The sequence below is a fragment of the Enterobacter sp. CFEC122 genome, from assembly GCF_052983755.1.
The window spans coordinates 1-16,828 of the sequence record NZ_JBRIQR010000029.1; the positions used below are offsets into that span (position 1 = coordinate 1).

Here is a 16,828-nt window from a genome sequence, read left to right on the forward strand (position 1 = left end):
GGTAATTATGCGGTCTGATGCCTTCACCCACAGGGAGAGGGAACCAAAACCTCGTAGGCCGGGTAAGGCGAAGCCGCAACCCGGCTTTTTACTGTGCCGGCGCCATCGCCGACACCACGCCGCCCGTCATCGTCTGCTCTACCTGCTGCTTATCCATATTCACCGCGCTCAGCTTCCCATTCACCGTTGGCTTCAGCGGCGCACTGGCCTGCACGCTGCCGCTGGCGGTGAGCTGAATATTGCCGTCACCTGCAATCGGCAGCGCAGGCCAGCCCCACTGCTGCAGCACGCTGAGCGGCACGCCGCGCCCGTTGAGGCTCACCGCGGTCTGCCGCTGCGGCAGCTGGGAAACGGTCGCCGTGGCTTCCAGAATACCTTTCTCGGTAAACGCGCTCAGGTCGGTAATGTTCACCGTCGCGGCGTTAGCATTCAGCGCCAGCGACGGACGGCGCACGTCCACGCGGTTAAAGGTCGCCGCCGCGCCGTTCAGGGTTGCGCTTCCGCCCCAGACGCCCCACTGGCGATCTTTCACCAGCTGCAGGTTTGCGCCATAGCCGTCCAGAGAGGTGATCTGCCACGGGAAGGCGGGATCGATGTCGATCACCAGGTTGCGGCTCAGGCCAAATTTTTGCAGCGTGACGCTGTTCAGCCATTCCGGCAGAGGCGCCATCCACAGCGTTTTCCAGTTCTGCGGCAGGGTATACTCCAGCCCGGCAATGGCGACATCGTCCAGCACCAGCGCTTTACCGTCGCGCAGCCAGTTACCGGACGTGCGCACCATACCGCCTTCCCAGCGGGAGGTGAACTGGCGCAGCGCCATGCCCTGCGGGGAAAACTCCGCATTCAGGATCGGATCAAAAAGATGCAGCGAGCCGTAGATAAACTCGCTGGCGTTCATCGACAGGCGGCCTTCCTGGCTCTGCCAGTCACCTTTGCTCAGCGTCAGGTTGCGCAGGCTTAAATCGAGGTCGGTCACCGCCCAGTCCGGGCCCTGAAGCCGGGCGTCGGTCACGTCCAGACGACCAATCTGCAGAGAGGGGATAGTGGCCAGCGGTGCGAAGAACGCCGTCAGCGTTTTATCGCTCTGCAGGCGGATCTCGTTCAGGCGCATGGTGTCGATAATCCAGCTCCCGTCGGCGTTGCGCAGGGCCGAGCCGGTGAGCGAGCCCCGGGCCATATCGGCGCCAATCGTATTCAGCACCACTTCCTTGCCGTTAAGCTGGCCCTCGATCAGCACGTTGGTGGCCGGTACGCCGTTGAGGGTCAGCGAGCCTGCGCTCATCTGGATCTGCGCGTGATTACCCAGCACGTTGCCCGCTTCCGGCTGCCACGGGCTGACGCCGCCCGTCACCTTCTGCGCGCTCAGATCCCATTCGGTATTCGGGCTGTTAAAGGCCATATTGTTCAGCTGCAGGCGATCCGCCTGGAAGGGCAGCGGCGCGGTCTGCGGGGAGAGATTCAGCGTGCCGTCGAACAGGGTGATGGTGTCCATGTGCAGCGGATCGGTTATCTGGCGGCTGCTGAGGCCGATATCCACTTTTTTGGCCACCAGCGTGGCGGGTTTACCGTCCCGGCCGAAGGTGACGTTTTCCAGAATGATGTGGGATGGTGACGAAAAGCGGTGATTCATCTTGTCGAAACTGAGCTCGTAGTCGGTATTCACCGTTACCCAGCTGCTGACCTGAGTCGCGCCCCAGCGGGTCTGGAGCAGAATATAGAGCGCCAGTATCACAATGAGCAGGGCTACCAGAAGATAGACGAGTAGCTTTCCAATAAATTTCATGGTCTTCCATCCCGCAAAACGCACATAAGGGAGTTATGCACGATTTATGCGCAATCCTCAAGGCGGGAATGGTGTAAATAGATGTCACGGCAGACATTGACTGCCTGCCGTGAAGGGGATCAGTTCTTTTCAGGCGGGAAAACGAGGTTCAGCACGATAGCGGTGATACCGCCCGCGGCAATGCCGGAAGAGAGCAGGTTTTTCACCCAGTCCGGGGCAAACTGCAGGATCAGCGGCTGCTGAGAAACGCCCAGACCGACGGCCAGCGACAGCGCAATAATCATGATTGCGCGGCGGTTCAGCGGCTCGCGGGAGACGATACGCACGCCGGAGGCCGCGATCGTCCCGAACATCACCAGCGTTGCGCCGCCCAGCACCGGCTCAGGGATGTGCTGCACAAAGCCGCTCACCGCCGGGAACAGGCCGAGGACGATCAGCATCAGCGCCACCACGAAGCCGACATAGCGGCTGGCCACGCCGGTCAGCTGGATCACGCCGTTGTTCTGACCGAAGCAGGAGTTCGGGAAAGTATTGAAGACCGCAGAGACAAACGAATTCAGACCGTTCGCCAGCACGCCGCCTTTCAGGCGCTTCATGTACAGCGGGCCGGAAACGGGCTGCTCGGAGACGTCGGAGGTGGCGGTGATGTCGCCGATGGTCTCCAGAGAGGTGATCATAAAGACCAGCATCAGCGGCAGGAGCAGGCCCCAGTCAATGCCCAGACCGTAATACAGCGGCGTAGGGACAGCGATCAGCGCGCTGTTGGCTGGCGCGGTGTTCTCCGGCAGCATGCCCAGCGCCCACGCCAGCAGGTAGCCTGCCGCCATGGCGATCACCAGCGAGGCGACGCGCAGGTAAGGGTTACGCTGACGGTTAAGCAGAATAATGATGGCCAGCACGACGCCTGCCAGCAGCAGGTTTTTCGGCGCGCCGAAGGTGTGGTCGCTCATGGCGGCATAGCCGCCGCCGATGGAGGTGAGGCCCACCTGAATCAGCGACAGGCCGATAATCATCACGACGACGCCGGAAACCAGCGGGGTGATAACGCGGCGAGCCAGATGCAGAACGCGGGAGATCACCATCTCCGTGCAGCTGGCCAGCATCAGCGTGCCGAACAGCGCCGCCATCATGGTCGGGACATCCACGCCGCCGGTTTTCAGGGCCGTACCGCCCATGATCAGCGGCGCCACAAAGTTAAAGCTGGTGCCCTGAATCGACAGTAGACCCGATCCCACCGGACCCCACGCTTTAATCTGGATAATCGAGGCCACGCCGGAGGCGAAGAGAGACATGCTGATAATGTGCTGCGTGTCCTGCGCCGGTAAACCGAGCGCCTGACAGATCAGCAGCGCCGGGGTGATCACCGCAACAAACATCGCCAGAAGATGCTGGCAGGCGGCGAAAAGCGTCTGCGGCAGCGGCGGGCGGTCTTCAAGGCGGTAAATCAGTTCGCTATTTTGCTTCTGCGCAATCGGTTGCGCATCAGGCGACTCTATGGTGTTAACGGACATCGGCGGCAATCCCACGGTGGAAAAGCGGGCATTTTATCTGACCACCTGGTAAAAGCAAACGATTGCCAGCAAAAAAAGACAAGAAAATCTGCCGCTGTGAGCAGGTTTTCTACATCCGATGAGGAAAAAAAATTACACTTTTTGCGCCGGAAGCTCATGAAGAGCGCAAACCGGCCCAGGATAACGCCGCGTGTGTATGGAACACGCGCAAAAAAGGAGCCTTCTATGATTCATCTCGATACGTTGTCGACCCTTGTTGCCGCAACGCTGGTGTTACTGCTTGGCCGTAAGCTGGTACATAGCGTTTCCCTTCTGAAAAAATACACCATTCCTGAACCTGTCGCTGGCGGCCTGTTGGTGGCGCTGGCCCTGCTGGTGCTCAAAAAAAGCATGGGCTGGGAAATCGATTTTGACATGTCCCTGAAAGACCCGCTGATGCTGGCCTTCTTTGCCACCATCGGCCTGAACGCCAACCTGGCAAGCCTGCGGGCGGGCGGTAAGGTGCTCGGCGTATTTTTGATTGTGGTGGTGGGGCTGCTGCTGATGCAAAACGCGATTGGCATCGGCATGGCAACCTTGCTGGGGCTGGACCCGCTGATGGGGCTGCTGGCGGGGTCGATTACGCTGTCAGGCGGTCACGGTACCGGGGCGGCGTGGAGTAAATTGTTCGTCGAGCGCTACGGTTTTGAAAATGCAACGGAAGTGGCGATGGCCTGTGCCACCTTTGGCCTGGTGCTGGGTGGCCTGATTGGCGGCCCGGTGGCGCGTTATCTGGTGAAGCATTCCACCACGCCGAACGGCAGGCCGGACGACGAGCTGGTACCGACCGCCTTTGAAAAGCCTGACGTTGGGCGCAGTATTACCTCGCTGGTGCTGATTGAAACCATCGCGATGATCGCCATCTGCCTCACCGTGGGCAAAGTGGTTGCGCAATGGCTGGCGGGCTCCGCGTTTGAGCTGCCGACGTTTGTCTGCGTGCTGTTTATCGGGGTGATTCTGAGCAACGGCCTGGCGCTGATGGGCTTCTACCGCGTGTTTGAACGGGCGGTGTCGGTGCTCGGCAACGTCTGCCTGTCGCTGTTCCTGGCGATGGCGCTGATGAGCCTCAAGCTGTGGGAGCTGGCCTCGCTGGCGCTGCCAATGGTGGCGATTCTGGCGGTGCAGGCCCTGTTTATGGCGCTGTACGCCATGTTTGTGACCTGGCGCATGATGGGCAAAAACTACGATGCGGCGGTGCTGGCGGCGGGTCACTGCGGGTTTGGTCTGGGGGCAACCCCAACGGCTATCGCCAACATGCAGGCGATCACCGAACGCTTCGGGCCATCGCACATGGCGTTTCTGGTGGTGCCGATGGTCGGGGCGTTCTTTATTGATATCGTCAACGCGCTGGTGATTAAGCTGTACCTGATGCTGCCGATGTTCGCCTGAAATCAGGCGTTGGAATAGCGTTCGGTTTCCGGCATCCAGCGCTCAATTAACGCTGCCGCCTGTTCGGGGTAGCGTTCATGAATGTGGCGGGCGAGGCGCTGAACCTCGGGGATCATGGCCTGATCGCGCAGCAAATCCGCGACTTTGAATTCTGCATTCCCCGTCTGACGCGTGCCCAGCAGTTCACCGGGTCCGCGGATCTCCAGGTCTTTTTGCGCAATCACAAAACCGTCGTTGCTGTCGCGCAGCACCTGCAAACGCATCTGGGCGGTTTTCGAGAGCGGCGCTTTGTAGAGCAGGACGCAGTGGGACGCTACCGCGCCACGGCCGACGCGCCCGCGAAGCTGGTGGAGCTGGGCAAGGCCCAGGCGCTCCGGGTTTTCGATAATCATCAGGCTGGAGTTCGGCACATCCACGCCCACTTCGATGACCGTGGTCGCGACCAGCAAATGCAGCTCGCCCTGTTTGAACGACTGCATCACCGCCTGCTTTTCAGCGGGCTTCATGCGTCCGTGAACCAGACCCACGTTCAGCTCCGGCAGGGCGAGCTTTAACTCTTCCCACGTGGCTTCGGCAGCCTGCGCTTCCAGCAGTTCCGACTCTTCAATCAGGGTACAAACCCAGTAGGCCTGACGCCCTTCGTGGGTGCAGGCGTTGCGCACGCGGTCGATGATATCGCTGCGACGCGTGTCAGGAATGGCAACCGTCGTGACCGGCGTACGGCCCGGGGGGAGTTCGTCGATGGTGGAGGTATCCAGATCGGCGTAAGCCGTCATCGCGAGCGTGCGCGGGATCGGCGTGGCGGTCATGATCAGCTGATGCGGGTGGAAGCCCTGCTGCAGTCCCTTTTCCCACAGCGCCAGACGCTGATGCACGCCGAAGCGGTGCTGTTCATCGATAATCACCAGCGCAAGGCCGTTGAACTGCACCTGCTCCTGGAAGATAGCGTGCGTGCCGACAATCATCTGCACCTGCCCGCTGGCGATGGCTTCCTGCTGCGCAAGGCGCGCTTTGCCCTTTTGTTTTCCTGCCAGCCAGCCCACTTCAATCCCCAGCGGCGCGAACCAGGCGCGGAAATTGTTGGCGTGTTGTTCCGCCAGCAGCTCGGTCGGCGCCATTAACGCGACCTGTTTACCGTGGGCAATGGCGCGCAGGGCTGCAAGGGCGGCAACCAGCGTTTTACCGGAGCCTACATCGCCCTGTACCAGGCGCATCATCGGCACGTCGAGCGCCATATCGCGTTCAATCTCGGCGGTGACGCGCGCCTGCGCACCGGTGGGTTTAAACGGCAGAGAGGCCAGCAGCTTATCTTTGAGCGCATCATTCTGGCTTAACGGCTGAGCGTGGAAACGCTGCGCGCCCGCACGAAGCGCCAGCATGCTCAGGTTATGCGCCAGCAATTCCTCAAGGATAAGACGCCGTTGGGCGGGGTGTTTCCCGCTTTCTAAGTCGCTGAGCTGCAGCGTGGGTGGCGGACGGTGCAGGGTTCGCAGCGCTTCGGGAAGGCTCATCATGCCCTGCGCCAGCTCGGGTGGCAGCAGCTCGGTAATCGCGCAGGTGTCCAGCAGCTCCAGCGCCTGATCGGTAAGCTTACGCAGCGTCGCCTGCTTGATACCTTCGGTCGTCGGGTAAACCGGGGTAAGTGTCTCCTGCAGTTCCGGCGTGCTGAGATCGCCCTGCACGCGGTACTCGGGGTGGATCATCTCTGCGCCGTACTTCCCGCGTTTGGCTTCGCCATAGGCCAGCACCCTGCGGCCTGTCGCCAGGCTGTTTTTCATCGCCGCGCTGAAGTTGAAGAAACGCATGGTGAGAATGCCGGTGCCGTCGCTGATCTGGCAGGTCATCATCCGGCGTCCGCCGAAGGTGATGTTGCAGTTCAGGACTTCGCCTTCAACGGTGGCGTAAATGCCGGGAAGGAGATCGCCAATCTTATAAAGCTGGGTGCGGTCTTCATAACGCAGGGGGAGGTGAAGCAGGAGATCCTGCACGGTGTGCAGGCCAATTTTGGCCAACTTACTGCTTTGCGCCGCGCCCACGCCCGTCAGGCTGTTGAGCGGGATAGCATCCAGCAGGCGGCCTTTCATCGCTTACCCGGCGTACTGCATGGTGGCCCACCACTCGGCATCGGCTTCAATTTCGCCCTGCGCGTTGACGTGGGGGTAAGGCAATTTTTTCTGCTTCGCAACGCGAGCCAGCACCGGATAACCACCTTCAAACAGCAGGCGCTGCTGTTCATCTTCCGGCAGCATGCTGTTGCTACGCTCGTACATGCCGGCGTTCTGACGCTGGCGCTGCGCTTCATACAGAATGAGCGCGGACGCCACGGAGACATTGAGAGACTGGACCATGCCGATCATTGGAATGATGATGTCCCGATCCGCCAGATCCAGCGCTTCCTGTGAGATCCCGGTTTTCTCCTGACCCATCAAAATGCAGGTCGGGCGAGTGTAGTCGATCTCGCGAAAATCCACGGCTTTAGCGGACAGGTTAGTGGCAAGGATTTGCATCCCGCGCCCTTTCAGGTGCGAAACGGCATCGCCAATTGTCTGGTGAGATTTGACGGAAACCCAGCTGTTACTGCCTGCCGCCGCCGAGACCATGGTGCGCATCCGGTGACCCGGCCAGACGGCGTGCACTTCATGCACACCGACGGCATCGGCGGTACGGACGATAGCAGAGACGTTATGCGGTTTATGGACCTGCTCCATGCAGACCGTCAGGTCAGGCTGACGCCTGGCGAGCATTTCGCATATCCGCGCGTAACGTTGTGAATTCATACCACTAGTTTCGGTTACGGGTGACTTTAATCACGTCCGGCATGACGCGGATCTTGCGCATGATATTCGCCAGATGCACGCGGTCGCGGGCGGTCAGACGAATAAAGGCGCTGTACACGCGGCCATCTTTTTCTTCCGTATTCAGGCTTTGAATATTGGAAGAGGCCGTGTTGATCGCTGCCGTCAGGTTCGCCAGGGCACCCTGGTGGTTGAACATATCCACCTTAATCTCGGTGATAAATTCCTGCGCCGTCTCTTTATCCCACTCGACCGCCATAAACTTCTCGGCTTCTTTCTGGTAGCCGCGAATGTTACGACAGGATTCGTGGTGGATAACCAGCCCTTTACCTGGGCTGACGTGCGCAATAATCGGGTCGCCTGGAATTGGACGGCAACATTTTGCGAAGGTGATCAGCACCCCGTCCGCGCCTTTGATTGGCAGATGAGCATGGCCGGATGCGCCTGGCGCAGAAGGTATTGCTTCGCCCTGCTGCAGGTTCTTCGCCACCACGACGCTCATGGCGTTGCCCAGACCAATTTCCGCCAGCAGATCGTCAAGAGACGTGAGCTTCATACGGTCGAGCTCGCGCTGGATATGCTCCGGTGGGATCTCAGCCAGCTTGCGGCTGCCGCCCAACGCGTGGTTGAGCAGACGACGCCCCAGGCTGACGGAATCATCACGCTTGAGGTTTTTCAGCAGCTGGCGGATTTTAGCGCGCGCTTTGGAGCTCACGACAAAGTTCAGCCAGGCCGCGTTCGGACGTGCGCCCGGCGCGGTAATAATTTCCACCGTCTGGCCGCTGGCGAGCGGCTGAGACAGCGGGTAAGGTTGTCTGTCGACGCGCGCGCCCACGCAGGCATGGCCGATATCGGTATGCACGGCGTAAGCGAAGTCGACCGGCGTTGCACCCGCAGGGAGTTCGACAATGCGACCTTCGGGGGTGAAAACGTAAATCTCATCCGGGAAGAGATCGGATTTCACGCTCTCGATAAATTCAAACGAGCTGCCCGCACTCTGCTGAAGTTCCAGCAGGCTCTGCATCCAGCGCTGGGCGCGGATTTGTGCGGTCGTGCTGCTTTCGCCACCGTGCTCTTTATAGGCCCAGTGCGCGGCAACACCCATCTCTGCCATCTGGTCCATGTCTTCGGTGCGAATTTGCACCTCAACAGGCACGCCGTGCGGCCCGATCATCGAGGTGTGCAAAGATTGATAGCCGTTCGCTTTTGGAATGGCGATGTAATCTTTCATCCGCCCCGGACGCGGCTTGTAGAGGCTGTGCATCTGCCCCAGCACGCGATAACAGGTGTCCGAGTCGTGGACAATGACGCGGAAGGCGTAGATATCCATGATCGAGTGAAAACGCTGCTCTTTGAGCACCATTTTGCAGTAGATGGAGTACAGGTGTTTCTCGCGACCGCTGACGCGGCACGGAATTCCCGCTTCCTGCAAGCGCCCTTCGATTTCAGAGAGGATCTTTTGAATCATCTCCTTACGGTTGCCGCGTGCGGCTTTCACCACCTCTTTAATCACGCGATAGCGGTTCGGGTACAACGCTTCAAAACCCAGCTCTTCCAGCTCGGTTTTAATGTGGTGAATACCTAAACGGTGCGCCAGCGGACTGTAGATTTCGAGGGTTTCACGGGCAATGCGGCGACGTTTATCCGGGCGAAGTGAGCCCAGCGTGCGCATGTTGTGGGTGCGGTCAGCGAGTTTGATGAGAATGACGCGGATATCCTGCACCATCGCCATAATCATCTTGCGGAAGTTTTCGGCTTGCGCCTCTTTCTTGTCGCGGAAATTCAGCTTATCAAGCTTAGAGACCCCTTCCACCAGTTCGGCAACGCTTTTGCCAAACAGCTGTTCCATGTCCTGGTAAGTGGCAGGGGTATCTTCAATCACGTCGTGCAGCAGCGCGGCCATCAGCGTTTCGTAGTCGAGTTTCATCTCGGCCAGAATACAGGCCACCGCTACCGGGTGCGTGATGTAGGGTTCACCGCTTGAACGTGTCTGGCCCTCGTGAGCGTCACGTGCAACGAGATACGCCTGCTGAAGACGCTTAATCTGGTCTTCAGGCAGGTAGATTTGAATCAGTTGATTCAGGCTTTCAAACAGATACAAGGGCGACCCGCAGGTTTAATTAACGACGACCTTCAGCAATAGCGGTTACGGCCTGCAGTTCTGCGGCTTCCTGCTCTTGCTGCTCCTGGCGCTCACGCACGTCGAGGATCTGGTTGTTGATCAGACCTTCTTCGATTTCGCGAAGTGCAATAACGGTGGTTTTATCGTTTTCTTCCGGTACCAGCGGATCTTTACCGCCTACCTGCATCTGACGAGCGCGACGCGCGGCGACCAGCACCAGGTCAAAACGGTTACCAATTTTCTCTACAGCGTCCTGAACAGTTACGCGTGCCATACTTAAAATGCTCCACAGGTGAAGAAATGACTGGGCATGATACTGAAAGTGGGTTCAGTCTGCCAACAGTTTGGTGATTAATGCGTCATGTCGCTGCTTCTGGCGGCTCATACGCAGACGTTCTGCACGAAGAATGGTTTTGAGATCGCTCAGTGCGGCATCAAAATCATCATTCACAATAAGGTAATCATATTCCGCGTAATGGCTCATTTCTGCAACAGCCTGTTCCATACGCTTTGCGATGACTTCTTCGCTGTCCTGACCGCGCCCACGCAGGCGGCGATCCAGCTCATCTTTCGATGGCGGTAAAATAAAGATACTGCGCGAGTCAGGCATTTTCTTGCGAATTTGCTGTGCACCCTGCCAGTCGATATCCAGGAACACATTCACGCCCGTGGCCAGAACCTGCTCAATGGTTTCACGCGAGGTACCGTAGTAATTACCGAATACTTCCGCGTGTTCAAGAAACGCGTCTCTGCCGATCATCGCTCTGAACTCGTCGTGATCCACAAAGAAATAGTGTTCGCCGTGCACTTCACCCGGACGCGGTTGACGCGTGGTGTGAGAAACAGAAACCTGTGTGTCGTACAACGGTTGGGTTTTTAACAGTGCCTGAATAAGGCTGGATTTACCCGCGCCACTAGGGGCAGAAACAATATACAGCGTGCCTTGAGCCATGAGAGTCTTTTGTATGTGTTAACGAAGAAGTCCTACATACGGGCTTATTATACACGTCACTGCCGTGTGACGTAGCCTTTGTCACACTTTTTCCCTTGGATTATTGAATTTTGCGTGCCGTTTACAGGTTTTATATGGGGTTTTCAGCAACCCAAAGAAATACCGGATAGCGTCTCGCATTGTGAGTCGTTGCCGTTAGCGTTGTTTCAGGCATCGGGATATACCTCCTGCAACACAAAGGAGGGGTAGCGATGTGGCGATGGATAAGCGGGTTAATGCTCTTGTGGAGTGGCTATGGCGCGGCGGTGTGCCCGGTCTGGTCGCAGGCAAAAGCTGAAAAAGAGATGGCGTCGTTAAGCGCGCAAATCAAACGCTGGGATGACGCTTACTGGAAGCAGGGCGTGAGCGAGGTCAACGACGAAGTTTACGACCAGCTTAACGGGCGCTTAATGCAGTGGCAGCACTGTTTTGGCAGTGAGCCTTCAGAGGAGAAACTCCCTGCGCTGGTGGGAAGCGTAAAACATCCTGTTGCCCATACGGGCGTACATAAAGTGGCCAGCAAAGAGGAGTTGAGACAGTGGATGCGTGCGCGGCAGCATCTGTGGATGCAGCCCAAAGTTGACGGTGTGGCGGTAACGCTGGTCTATCGTGACGGAACGTTAACCCAGGCCATCAGTCGTGGTGATGGCCTGAAAGGGGAAGACTGGACCGGGAAGGTGCGTTTGATCCCGACTATTCCGCAAAAGCTCACCGGCAAGCTCGCGAACAGCGTCTTACAGGGCGAGCTTTTCTGGCTAAGCGACAATCACATTCAGCGGCAGATGGGCGGGATGAACGCTCGCGCAAAGGTGGCGGGGGCGATGATGCGGCAAAAGGATAACTCAGTTTTGAGCAAGATCGGCGTGTTCATCTGGGCCTGGCCGGATGGGCCGAAAGATATGCAGACATCTTTAGCTGAACTGTCTCAGGCCGGTTTTACGCTGTCGGCACGGTATACGCTACCCGCCGAATCTGTTGATGCCGTCGAGAAACAGCGCGCCGCCTGGCACGTAACCGGATTACCCTTTGCCACGGATGGCATTGTGGTGCGTTCGGAGGATGCGCCCGCAGGGGAAGGCTGGTTACCGGGCGAAGGCAACTGGCTGGTTGCGTGGAAATATGCGCCTGCAGCCCAGGTGACCGAGGTGAGTGATATTCATTTTTCCGTGGGGCGAACGGGCAAAATGTCCGTTGTAGCCGCACTGGAACCTGTGCAACTGGACGATAAACAGGTACGGCGGGTGAGTCTGGGCTCGGTGGAGCGCTGGCAGAGGCTGGATATTGCCTCAGGGGATCAGATACAGGTCAGCCTGGCCGGGCAGGGTATTCCCCGGTTTGATAAGGTGGTCTGGCGCGGGACGGACAGACATAAACCCGAGCCTCCAGCCTCGCGTTATCATGCGCTGAGCTGTTTCTATGCTTCTCCGGAATGTATGGAACAGTTCTTTGCCCGACTGACCTGGCTCAGCTCAAAGCAGGTGCTTGATATTGAAGGATTAGGCGAGTCAGGCTGGCGCACCCTCTGGCAGGCACATCATTTTGAACACCTCTTTTCGTGGCTGTTATTAACGCAGGCGCAAATGCAGGCTACGCCTGGCTTTTCCTCCGCGCGCGGGCTGGCGCTCTGGCATCGATTTAATCTGGTGCGCGAGAAGCCATTTATTCGCTGGCTCATGGCATTGGGTGTTCCGCTGACACAGGCTTCGCTGAAGGCGATGGGGAACGTAACGTGGCAGACGCTGAGTGGACATAACGTAAAGAACTGGCAAAGCCTGCCGGGAACGGGAGAGAGGAAGGCGCGACAAATTGTTGCCTTCATCCACGATCCTGGCGTTGCCGGGCTGGCATCCTGGTTAGGCAAGCAGGGCCTGCCTGGATTTTAGAGCGAGCTTGCTTTAGCTTTGCGCCAGGGGGTATGTCTGTCTGGCGAACTGAAGGTTTCGCGGAGCTGATCGTAGTCATAGATGTGGCGGCCGCCATCAATTACCGGGATAAGTGTGGGAGCCTGATAGCACGCCGCAAGCACCGAGCTGCATTGATCAACACCCGTTGTGATTCCAAGCCACGTCAACATCAACTCATAATTGCTTGCTGTGGGCCACGCTTCATGCACCCACCCCACCGATCTTTTTTGAGCATTCAGGGCTTGCTGGCTATACCAGATAAACTGGGGGACCTGGTAAGCCTCTTTGCTTGGGTTGCGTGAGCCATGCATATAGATGGAGTTCAGCTGCGGGTTTTTTTCCAGCCCATGGTCTGAAAAATAGAGCAGAGAGGATGCGCTGCCCTGCAGACGTTTAGCTACTTCGCCAATGAAGTAGTCGGTAAACAGAATCGCATTATTGTAGCAATCTTCATACTTGTTGCCGGTATGCAGAATATTTGCGGATGGCGGATACCGATCGCAGGCCATCTCATGACTGCCGTTGATATGCAGGAAAATTAACTTCCTGCCGGGTGCTTTAAGCGCCTCATCCAGGGCAGGTAAAAGTTCGGTGTCATAACGGGTGTCAATCCACTGGGCTTTATGGCTAATAGAAGCAATCGCCACAATATAGTTATTGCTCTTGCCTGTATTACCCTGGGCGCTAATCCATTCGGTGTGATAGCCCGTTTTTTTAGCGACGCTAACGATATTGTCAGCAAGCTTATCGGTGGTGAAGTGGTCTGGATCGGCTTTACTTAATATCATCGGCACGGAAAGCACGGTGGCTGACGCCGGGGCAATAGCATTGCTAAAAATGAGGGAGTCCTTCGCCAGCAAGGATTCCACTGGCGTGGTATCCTGGTGAAAACCGTAGAGCTTCATATTGCTGCGACGTGCGGATTCACCCACGATAACAACATAGTTTTCGATGCCCGTTTCATGATACTGCAACGCAGGATAATTGACGCTGTGCTGGCTAATTTTCTCCGCCAGCGCGTTATCGCGATGGGCAATAATGAACTCTGCGCCGGTGTAAAATGGCGTATTGGTTAAAATCCGGGAGCTTAGCGGATAATAAACTTCAAGGTCGTGGCGTTTTTTTAGCCAATTTGCCGTCGAATACCAGCCAAAATAAACGGCAAGCAGAACGAAGCCGATAGTTTTGACGCGGGAAGAAACATGCTCGCTAGCTGCTTTGATTGCGAACCAGGTGACAATAAAGTAAGCAAACGCGGCTGGTAAACAGTGCAGGTATAAACCTGACATGCTTTTCGCTTCGGCTACGTGAGTGCCGAGAATACTCATCGCGAATACCGTGTTAAATTCGCTCTGGTAGACGCTCCAGGTACTGTAAGCAATCGCAAAATTTAACGTGAGCAGGGCGGTTAAAAAAAATGCGAGGATCTTGCCGGGAAGCGAGCGAAAGATTGCTGCGGCGCAAACCAGTAAAAGCGCATTACAAATCGCAATGCGCACTGCGAATCGTGCAGGTTGCGTTAAAAATACTGGCCATAACTGAATCAGCACGGAAACGAGCAGCAAAATTAAAAAATGGCTGCTGAGTTTTTTATTAATAATCAGGGCTGACGTTTTGGCAAAGGACATTGTTTTAACGCAAGTTTATGGGGACAAAGATGCGACAGTTTATCGCGTTTGGCCCGGTTATATGAGATAACAAAAAGTGCTTTTTACTACTTTGTTGTGGTTTTGTTGAGAATTCAATGGGTGTCCTGCGTGTAATGAAAAACAGGCAATCCCAGCTTTAAGCGCAGTGCCAGCAAGCGAGCCGTAAAGCCAAATAATAACGTGGCAATGACCACAACATCATGGCTCGAAACATAATGTTGTAAAGCAATATACAGAACGGCAGACGCAAAGGATATTCCGGCGTAAAGCTCTTTCTGGAAAACCAGTGGAATGCGCTTGCAGAACATATCGCGCAGCACACCGCCGAATACGCCCGTGACCACGGCGGCAATGGTAGCGATAACAGGTCCTTCCCCCATATCGAGCGCGATTTGCGCTCCGATAATCGAGAAAACCACCAGACCTAAAGCGTCAAGGACTAAAAACAGGCGGCGAAGATGGGGCATGACGGGCGCCACTATGGTGGTTAACACGGCAGCTGTCGCCACGATAATGACGTACTCAGGATGTTTGACCCAGCCAAGCGGATAATGTCCCAGCAGAATATCGCGTACCGAGCCGCCGCCCAGCGCGGTCGCTGTAGCAATAATGATCACGCCGAAGGTGTCCATACGGCGACGTCCGGCAGCAAGTGCGCCGGTCATGGCTTCTGCGGTGATGCCAATGAGATAAAGGATGTGAAGCAGCATATTTCCTCCGGTGTGAACGCGGGGGAGGTTAGCGATTTGTGCGCAAGATCACGATTGAGTTTTTCTAAGGCGACTGCGTTTGCCCTATAAATTTTTATCAAATGATGTTGAATAAGCTTGATGAAAGGCGGTGACGCGCAAAATCAGGTGCCGGAGTGGATTAGAAATAATAATGGGTGGTGCCGTCGACACCACCCGATAAGGCATTACTCAATATTCTGGATCTGCTCGCGCATTTGCTCAATCAGCACTTTCAACTCAATCGCTGAATTCGTCACTTCTGCATTGATCGACTTAGACGCAAGAGTGTTCGACTCGCGGTTGAACTCCTGCATCATAAAGTCCAGACGGCGGCCTACCGCTTCCTTTTTCTTCAGAATGTTGTAGGTCTCTTTAACGTGCGCTTCCAGACGGTCCAGCTCTTCAGCGACATCAATACGTTGCGCCATCAGCACCAGCTCTTGTTCCAGACGGGTGTTTTCCAGCTGAACTTCTGCCTCTTCCAGTTTGGCGACCAGGCGCTCGCGCTGCCACTGCAGCACTTCCGGCATATGGGTGCGAACCTTAGCCACTTCCGCACTCACGCCTTCAAGGCGCTGCTCAATCATCGCTTTCAGCGCCTGACCTTCGGTTTCGCGGGCAACGATAAAGTCATCCAGCGTGCCGTCGAGGGCGGCCAGAATTTCAGCGGCAATCGTGTCCAGATCCTGCTCACCGGCGGCCATGACGCCAGGCCAGCGCAGAATATCAACCGGGTTGATTTCGCCTTCATCGCTCTGCATTTTGACCCAGTTCGCCGCATTCACGAGCTGTTTTGCCAGTTTTTCGTTGAGGATCAGCTCGCCCTGTGCGCTGGCATCAGGCTCAAAGCGCAGGTTACATTCCACTTTACCGCGCGTCAGACGCGTACGGATACGCTCGCGAACAACAGGCTCAAGGCTGCGGAACTGCTCCGGTATACGGAAATACGTTTCCAGGTAACGCTGGTTTACCGAGCGCATTTCCCATGTAGCGCTACCCCAGCTACCCTTGATTTCACGCCGGGCGTAGGCGGTCATACTGCGGATCATAGACATTCCCGTTTTTAAAGGAGAGATGGGGGGATTATAGCTTTCGGGGGCTTCTCAGGATAGGAATAAGCGTCCTTTATCCGTATAATGCGCAGCCACATTCGTTTCAAGCCGGAGAATCCATCATGCGTCCATCAGGTCGTAGCGCCAATCAGGTGCGTCCCGTCACCCTGACCCGTAACTATACAAAACACGCTGAAGGCTCCGTGCTGGTTGAGTTTGGTGACACCAAAGTGCTGTGTACCGCATCCATCGAAGAAGGCGTTCCGCGCTTCCTGAAAGGTCAGGGCCAGGGCTGGATCACCGCCGAGTACGGCATGCTGCCGCGCGCGACCCATACCCGTAACGCTCGTGAAGCGGCAAAGGGTAAGCAGGGCGGTCGTACCATGGAAATTCAGCGTCTGATCGCGCGTGCGCTGCGCGCCGCCGTTGATCTGAAAACCCTCGGCGAATTCACGATTACCCTGGACTGCGACGTGATTCAGGCCGATGGTGGCACGCGTACGGCCTCTATTACCGGCGCCTGTGTAGCGCTGGCAGATGCTCTGAACAAGCTGGTTGCAGCCGGTAAGCTGAAAACCAATCCAATGAAAGGCATGGTTGCGGCGGTCTCCGTAGGCATCGTTAACGGTGAAGCGCTTTGCGATCTGGAATACGTTGAAGATTCCGCTGCAGAGACAGACATGAACGTGGTGATGACCGAAGACGGTCGCATCATTGAGGTGCAGGGCACGGCAGAAGGCGAGCCGTTCACCCACGAAGAGCTTCTCTCCCTGCTGGCGTTGGCCCGAGGGGGAATCGAATCCATTGTCACGACGCAGAAAGCGGCGTTAGAAAATTGATTTTAAAGGCGACCAATGAGTCG

Annotated in this window: 13 protein-coding genes; 3 read left to right on the forward strand and 10 right to left on the reverse strand. The window is 56.7% G+C overall.

The window, feature by feature from the left end:
- Positions 1-88: 88 nt before the first annotated feature.
- Positions 89-1,783, reverse strand: coding sequence for an AsmA family protein (locus ACVCAM_RS18410; protein WP_262158178.1), 1,695 nt, complete (start codon positions 1,781-1,783; stop codon positions 89-91).
- A 119-nt stretch (positions 1,784-1,902) separates the two neighbouring features.
- The gene (xanP, locus tag ACVCAM_RS18415; RefSeq protein WP_306699788.1) at positions 1,903-3,294 is read right to left on the reverse strand and encodes a xanthine/proton symporter XanP; all 1,392 of its coding nucleotides are present in this window, start codon (positions 3,292-3,294) and stop codon (positions 1,903-1,905) included.
- 225 nt (positions 3,295-3,519) lie between these two features.
- Here xanP and gltS point away from each other — a divergent pair, with 225 nt between their 5' ends.
- Entirely contained in the window at positions 3,520-4,722 is a 1,203-nt protein-coding gene (gene gltS, locus ACVCAM_RS18420) for a sodium/glutamate symporter (protein WP_023293746.1), read from the forward strand.
- A gap of 2 nt (positions 4,723-4,724) precedes the next feature.
- Here the strand turns inward: gltS and recG are convergent, their stop codons facing one another.
- From recG to gmk, 5 genes are read right to left on the reverse strand one after another with little or no spacing between them, the layout of a single operon-like run.
- Positions 4,725-6,806 (reverse strand): ATP-dependent DNA helicase RecG, encoded by a 2,082-nt coding sequence (recG, locus tag ACVCAM_RS18425; RefSeq protein WP_181368073.1) that lies wholly within the window; start codon positions 6,804-6,806, stop codon positions 4,725-4,727.
- Positions 6,807-6,809: 3 nt separating this feature from the next.
- Complete coding sequence (gene trmH, locus ACVCAM_RS18430) at positions 6,810-7,499, reverse strand: tRNA (guanosine(18)-2'-O)-methyltransferase TrmH (RefSeq protein WP_021242410.1); 690 nt, start codon at positions 7,497-7,499, stop codon at positions 6,810-6,812.
- A 4-nt stretch (positions 7,500-7,503) separates the two neighbouring features.
- Positions 7,504-9,618, reverse strand: a complete 2,115-nt coding sequence (spoT, locus tag ACVCAM_RS18435) for a bifunctional GTP diphosphokinase/guanosine-3',5'-bis pyrophosphate 3'-pyrophosphohydrolase (protein ID WP_008502673.1) — start codon at positions 9,616-9,618, stop codon at positions 7,504-7,506.
- Positions 9,619-9,637: 19 nt separating this feature from the next.
- A complete protein-coding gene (rpoZ, locus tag ACVCAM_RS18440) occupies positions 9,638-9,913 on the reverse strand; it encodes a DNA-directed RNA polymerase subunit omega (protein ID WP_000135058.1) in 276 nt (91 codons plus the stop codon).
- 54 nt (positions 9,914-9,967) lie between these two features.
- Positions 9,968-10,591 carry a guanylate kinase gene (gene gmk / locus ACVCAM_RS18445; RefSeq protein ID WP_008502674.1) on the reverse strand — a complete coding sequence of 208 codons (624 nt, stop codon included), beginning with the start codon at positions 10,589-10,591 and terminating at the stop codon, positions 9,968-9,970.
- Positions 10,592-10,842: 251 nt separating this feature from the next.
- Here gmk and ligB point away from each other — a divergent pair, with 251 nt between their 5' ends.
- The gene (gene ligB, locus ACVCAM_RS18450; protein ID WP_025910625.1) at positions 10,843-12,513 is read left to right on the forward strand and encodes an NAD-dependent DNA ligase LigB; all 1,671 of its coding nucleotides are present in this window, start codon (positions 10,843-10,845) and stop codon (positions 12,511-12,513) included.
- Here ligB and ACVCAM_RS18455 read toward each other — a convergent pair.
- The 3 genes from ACVCAM_RS18455 to ACVCAM_RS18465 form a co-directional block, all read right to left on the reverse strand.
- On the reverse strand, positions 12,510-14,162 hold the full coding sequence (locus ACVCAM_RS18455) for a phosphoethanolamine transferase (protein WP_008502676.1): 1,653 nt from the start codon (positions 14,160-14,162) through the stop codon (positions 12,510-12,512). The two genes, ligB and ACVCAM_RS18455, sit on opposite strands and share 4 nt — an antisense overlap.
- A 113-nt stretch (positions 14,163-14,275) precedes the next feature.
- A complete protein-coding gene (locus ACVCAM_RS18460; RefSeq protein WP_008502677.1) occupies positions 14,276-14,893 on the reverse strand; it encodes a trimeric intracellular cation channel family protein in 618 nt (205 codons plus the stop codon).
- Between the two features lie 206 nt (positions 14,894-15,099).
- The gene (locus ACVCAM_RS18465) at positions 15,100-15,963 is read right to left on the reverse strand and encodes a YicC/YloC family endoribonuclease (RefSeq protein WP_025910622.1); all 864 of its coding nucleotides are present in this window, start codon (positions 15,961-15,963) and stop codon (positions 15,100-15,102) included.
- Positions 15,964-16,088: 125 nt separating this feature from the next.
- Here ACVCAM_RS18465 and rph point away from each other — a divergent pair, with 125 nt between their 5' ends.
- Positions 16,089-16,805 carry a ribonuclease PH gene (gene rph, locus ACVCAM_RS18470; protein WP_006812424.1) on the forward strand — a complete coding sequence of 239 codons (717 nt, stop codon included), beginning with the start codon at positions 16,089-16,091 and terminating at the stop codon, positions 16,803-16,805.
- The last annotated feature ends 23 nt before the right edge of the window (positions 16,806-16,828 follow it).

What these genes read in the sequence shown, in the direction of transcription:
- ACVCAM_RS18460 (WP_008502677.1), bottom strand. Translation starts at nt 14,893, where the DNA reads ATGCTGCTTCACATCCTTTATCTCATTGGCATCACCGCAGAAGCCATG.
- xanP (WP_306699788.1), bottom strand. Translation starts at nt 3,294, where the DNA reads ATGTCCGTTAACACCATAGAGTCGCCTGATGCGCAACCGATTGCGCAG.
- gltS (WP_023293746.1), top strand. Translation starts at nt 3,520, where the DNA reads ATGATTCATCTCGATACGTTGTCGACCCTTGTTGCCGCAACGCTGGTG.
- ACVCAM_RS18455 (WP_008502676.1), bottom strand. Translation starts at nt 14,162, where the DNA reads ATGTCCTTTGCCAAAACGTCAGCCCTGATTATTAATAAAAAACTCAGC.
- trmH (WP_021242410.1), bottom strand. Translation starts at nt 7,499, where the DNA reads ATGAATTCACAACGTTACGCGCGGATATGCGAAATGCTCGCCAGGCGT.
- rph (WP_006812424.1), top strand. Translation starts at nt 16,089, where the DNA reads ATGCGTCCATCAGGTCGTAGCGCCAATCAGGTGCGTCCCGTCACCCTG.
- recG (WP_181368073.1), bottom strand. Translation starts at nt 6,806, where the DNA reads ATGAAAGGCCGCCTGCTGGATGCTATCCCGCTCAACAGCCTGACGGGC.
- gmk (WP_008502674.1), bottom strand. Translation starts at nt 10,591, where the DNA reads ATGGCTCAAGGCACGCTGTATATTGTTTCTGCCCCTAGTGGCGCGGGT.
- rpoZ (WP_000135058.1), bottom strand. Translation starts at nt 9,913, where the DNA reads ATGGCACGCGTAACTGTTCAGGACGCTGTAGAGAAAATTGGTAACCGT.
- ACVCAM_RS18465 (WP_025910622.1), bottom strand. Translation starts at nt 15,963, where the DNA reads ATGATCCGCAGTATGACCGCCTACGCCCGGCGTGAAATCAAGGGTAGC.
- ACVCAM_RS18410 (WP_262158178.1), bottom strand. Translation starts at nt 1,783, where the DNA reads ATGAAATTTATTGGAAAGCTACTCGTCTATCTTCTGGTAGCCCTGCTC.
- ligB (WP_025910625.1), top strand. Translation starts at nt 10,843, where the DNA reads ATGTGGCGATGGATAAGCGGGTTAATGCTCTTGTGGAGTGGCTATGGC.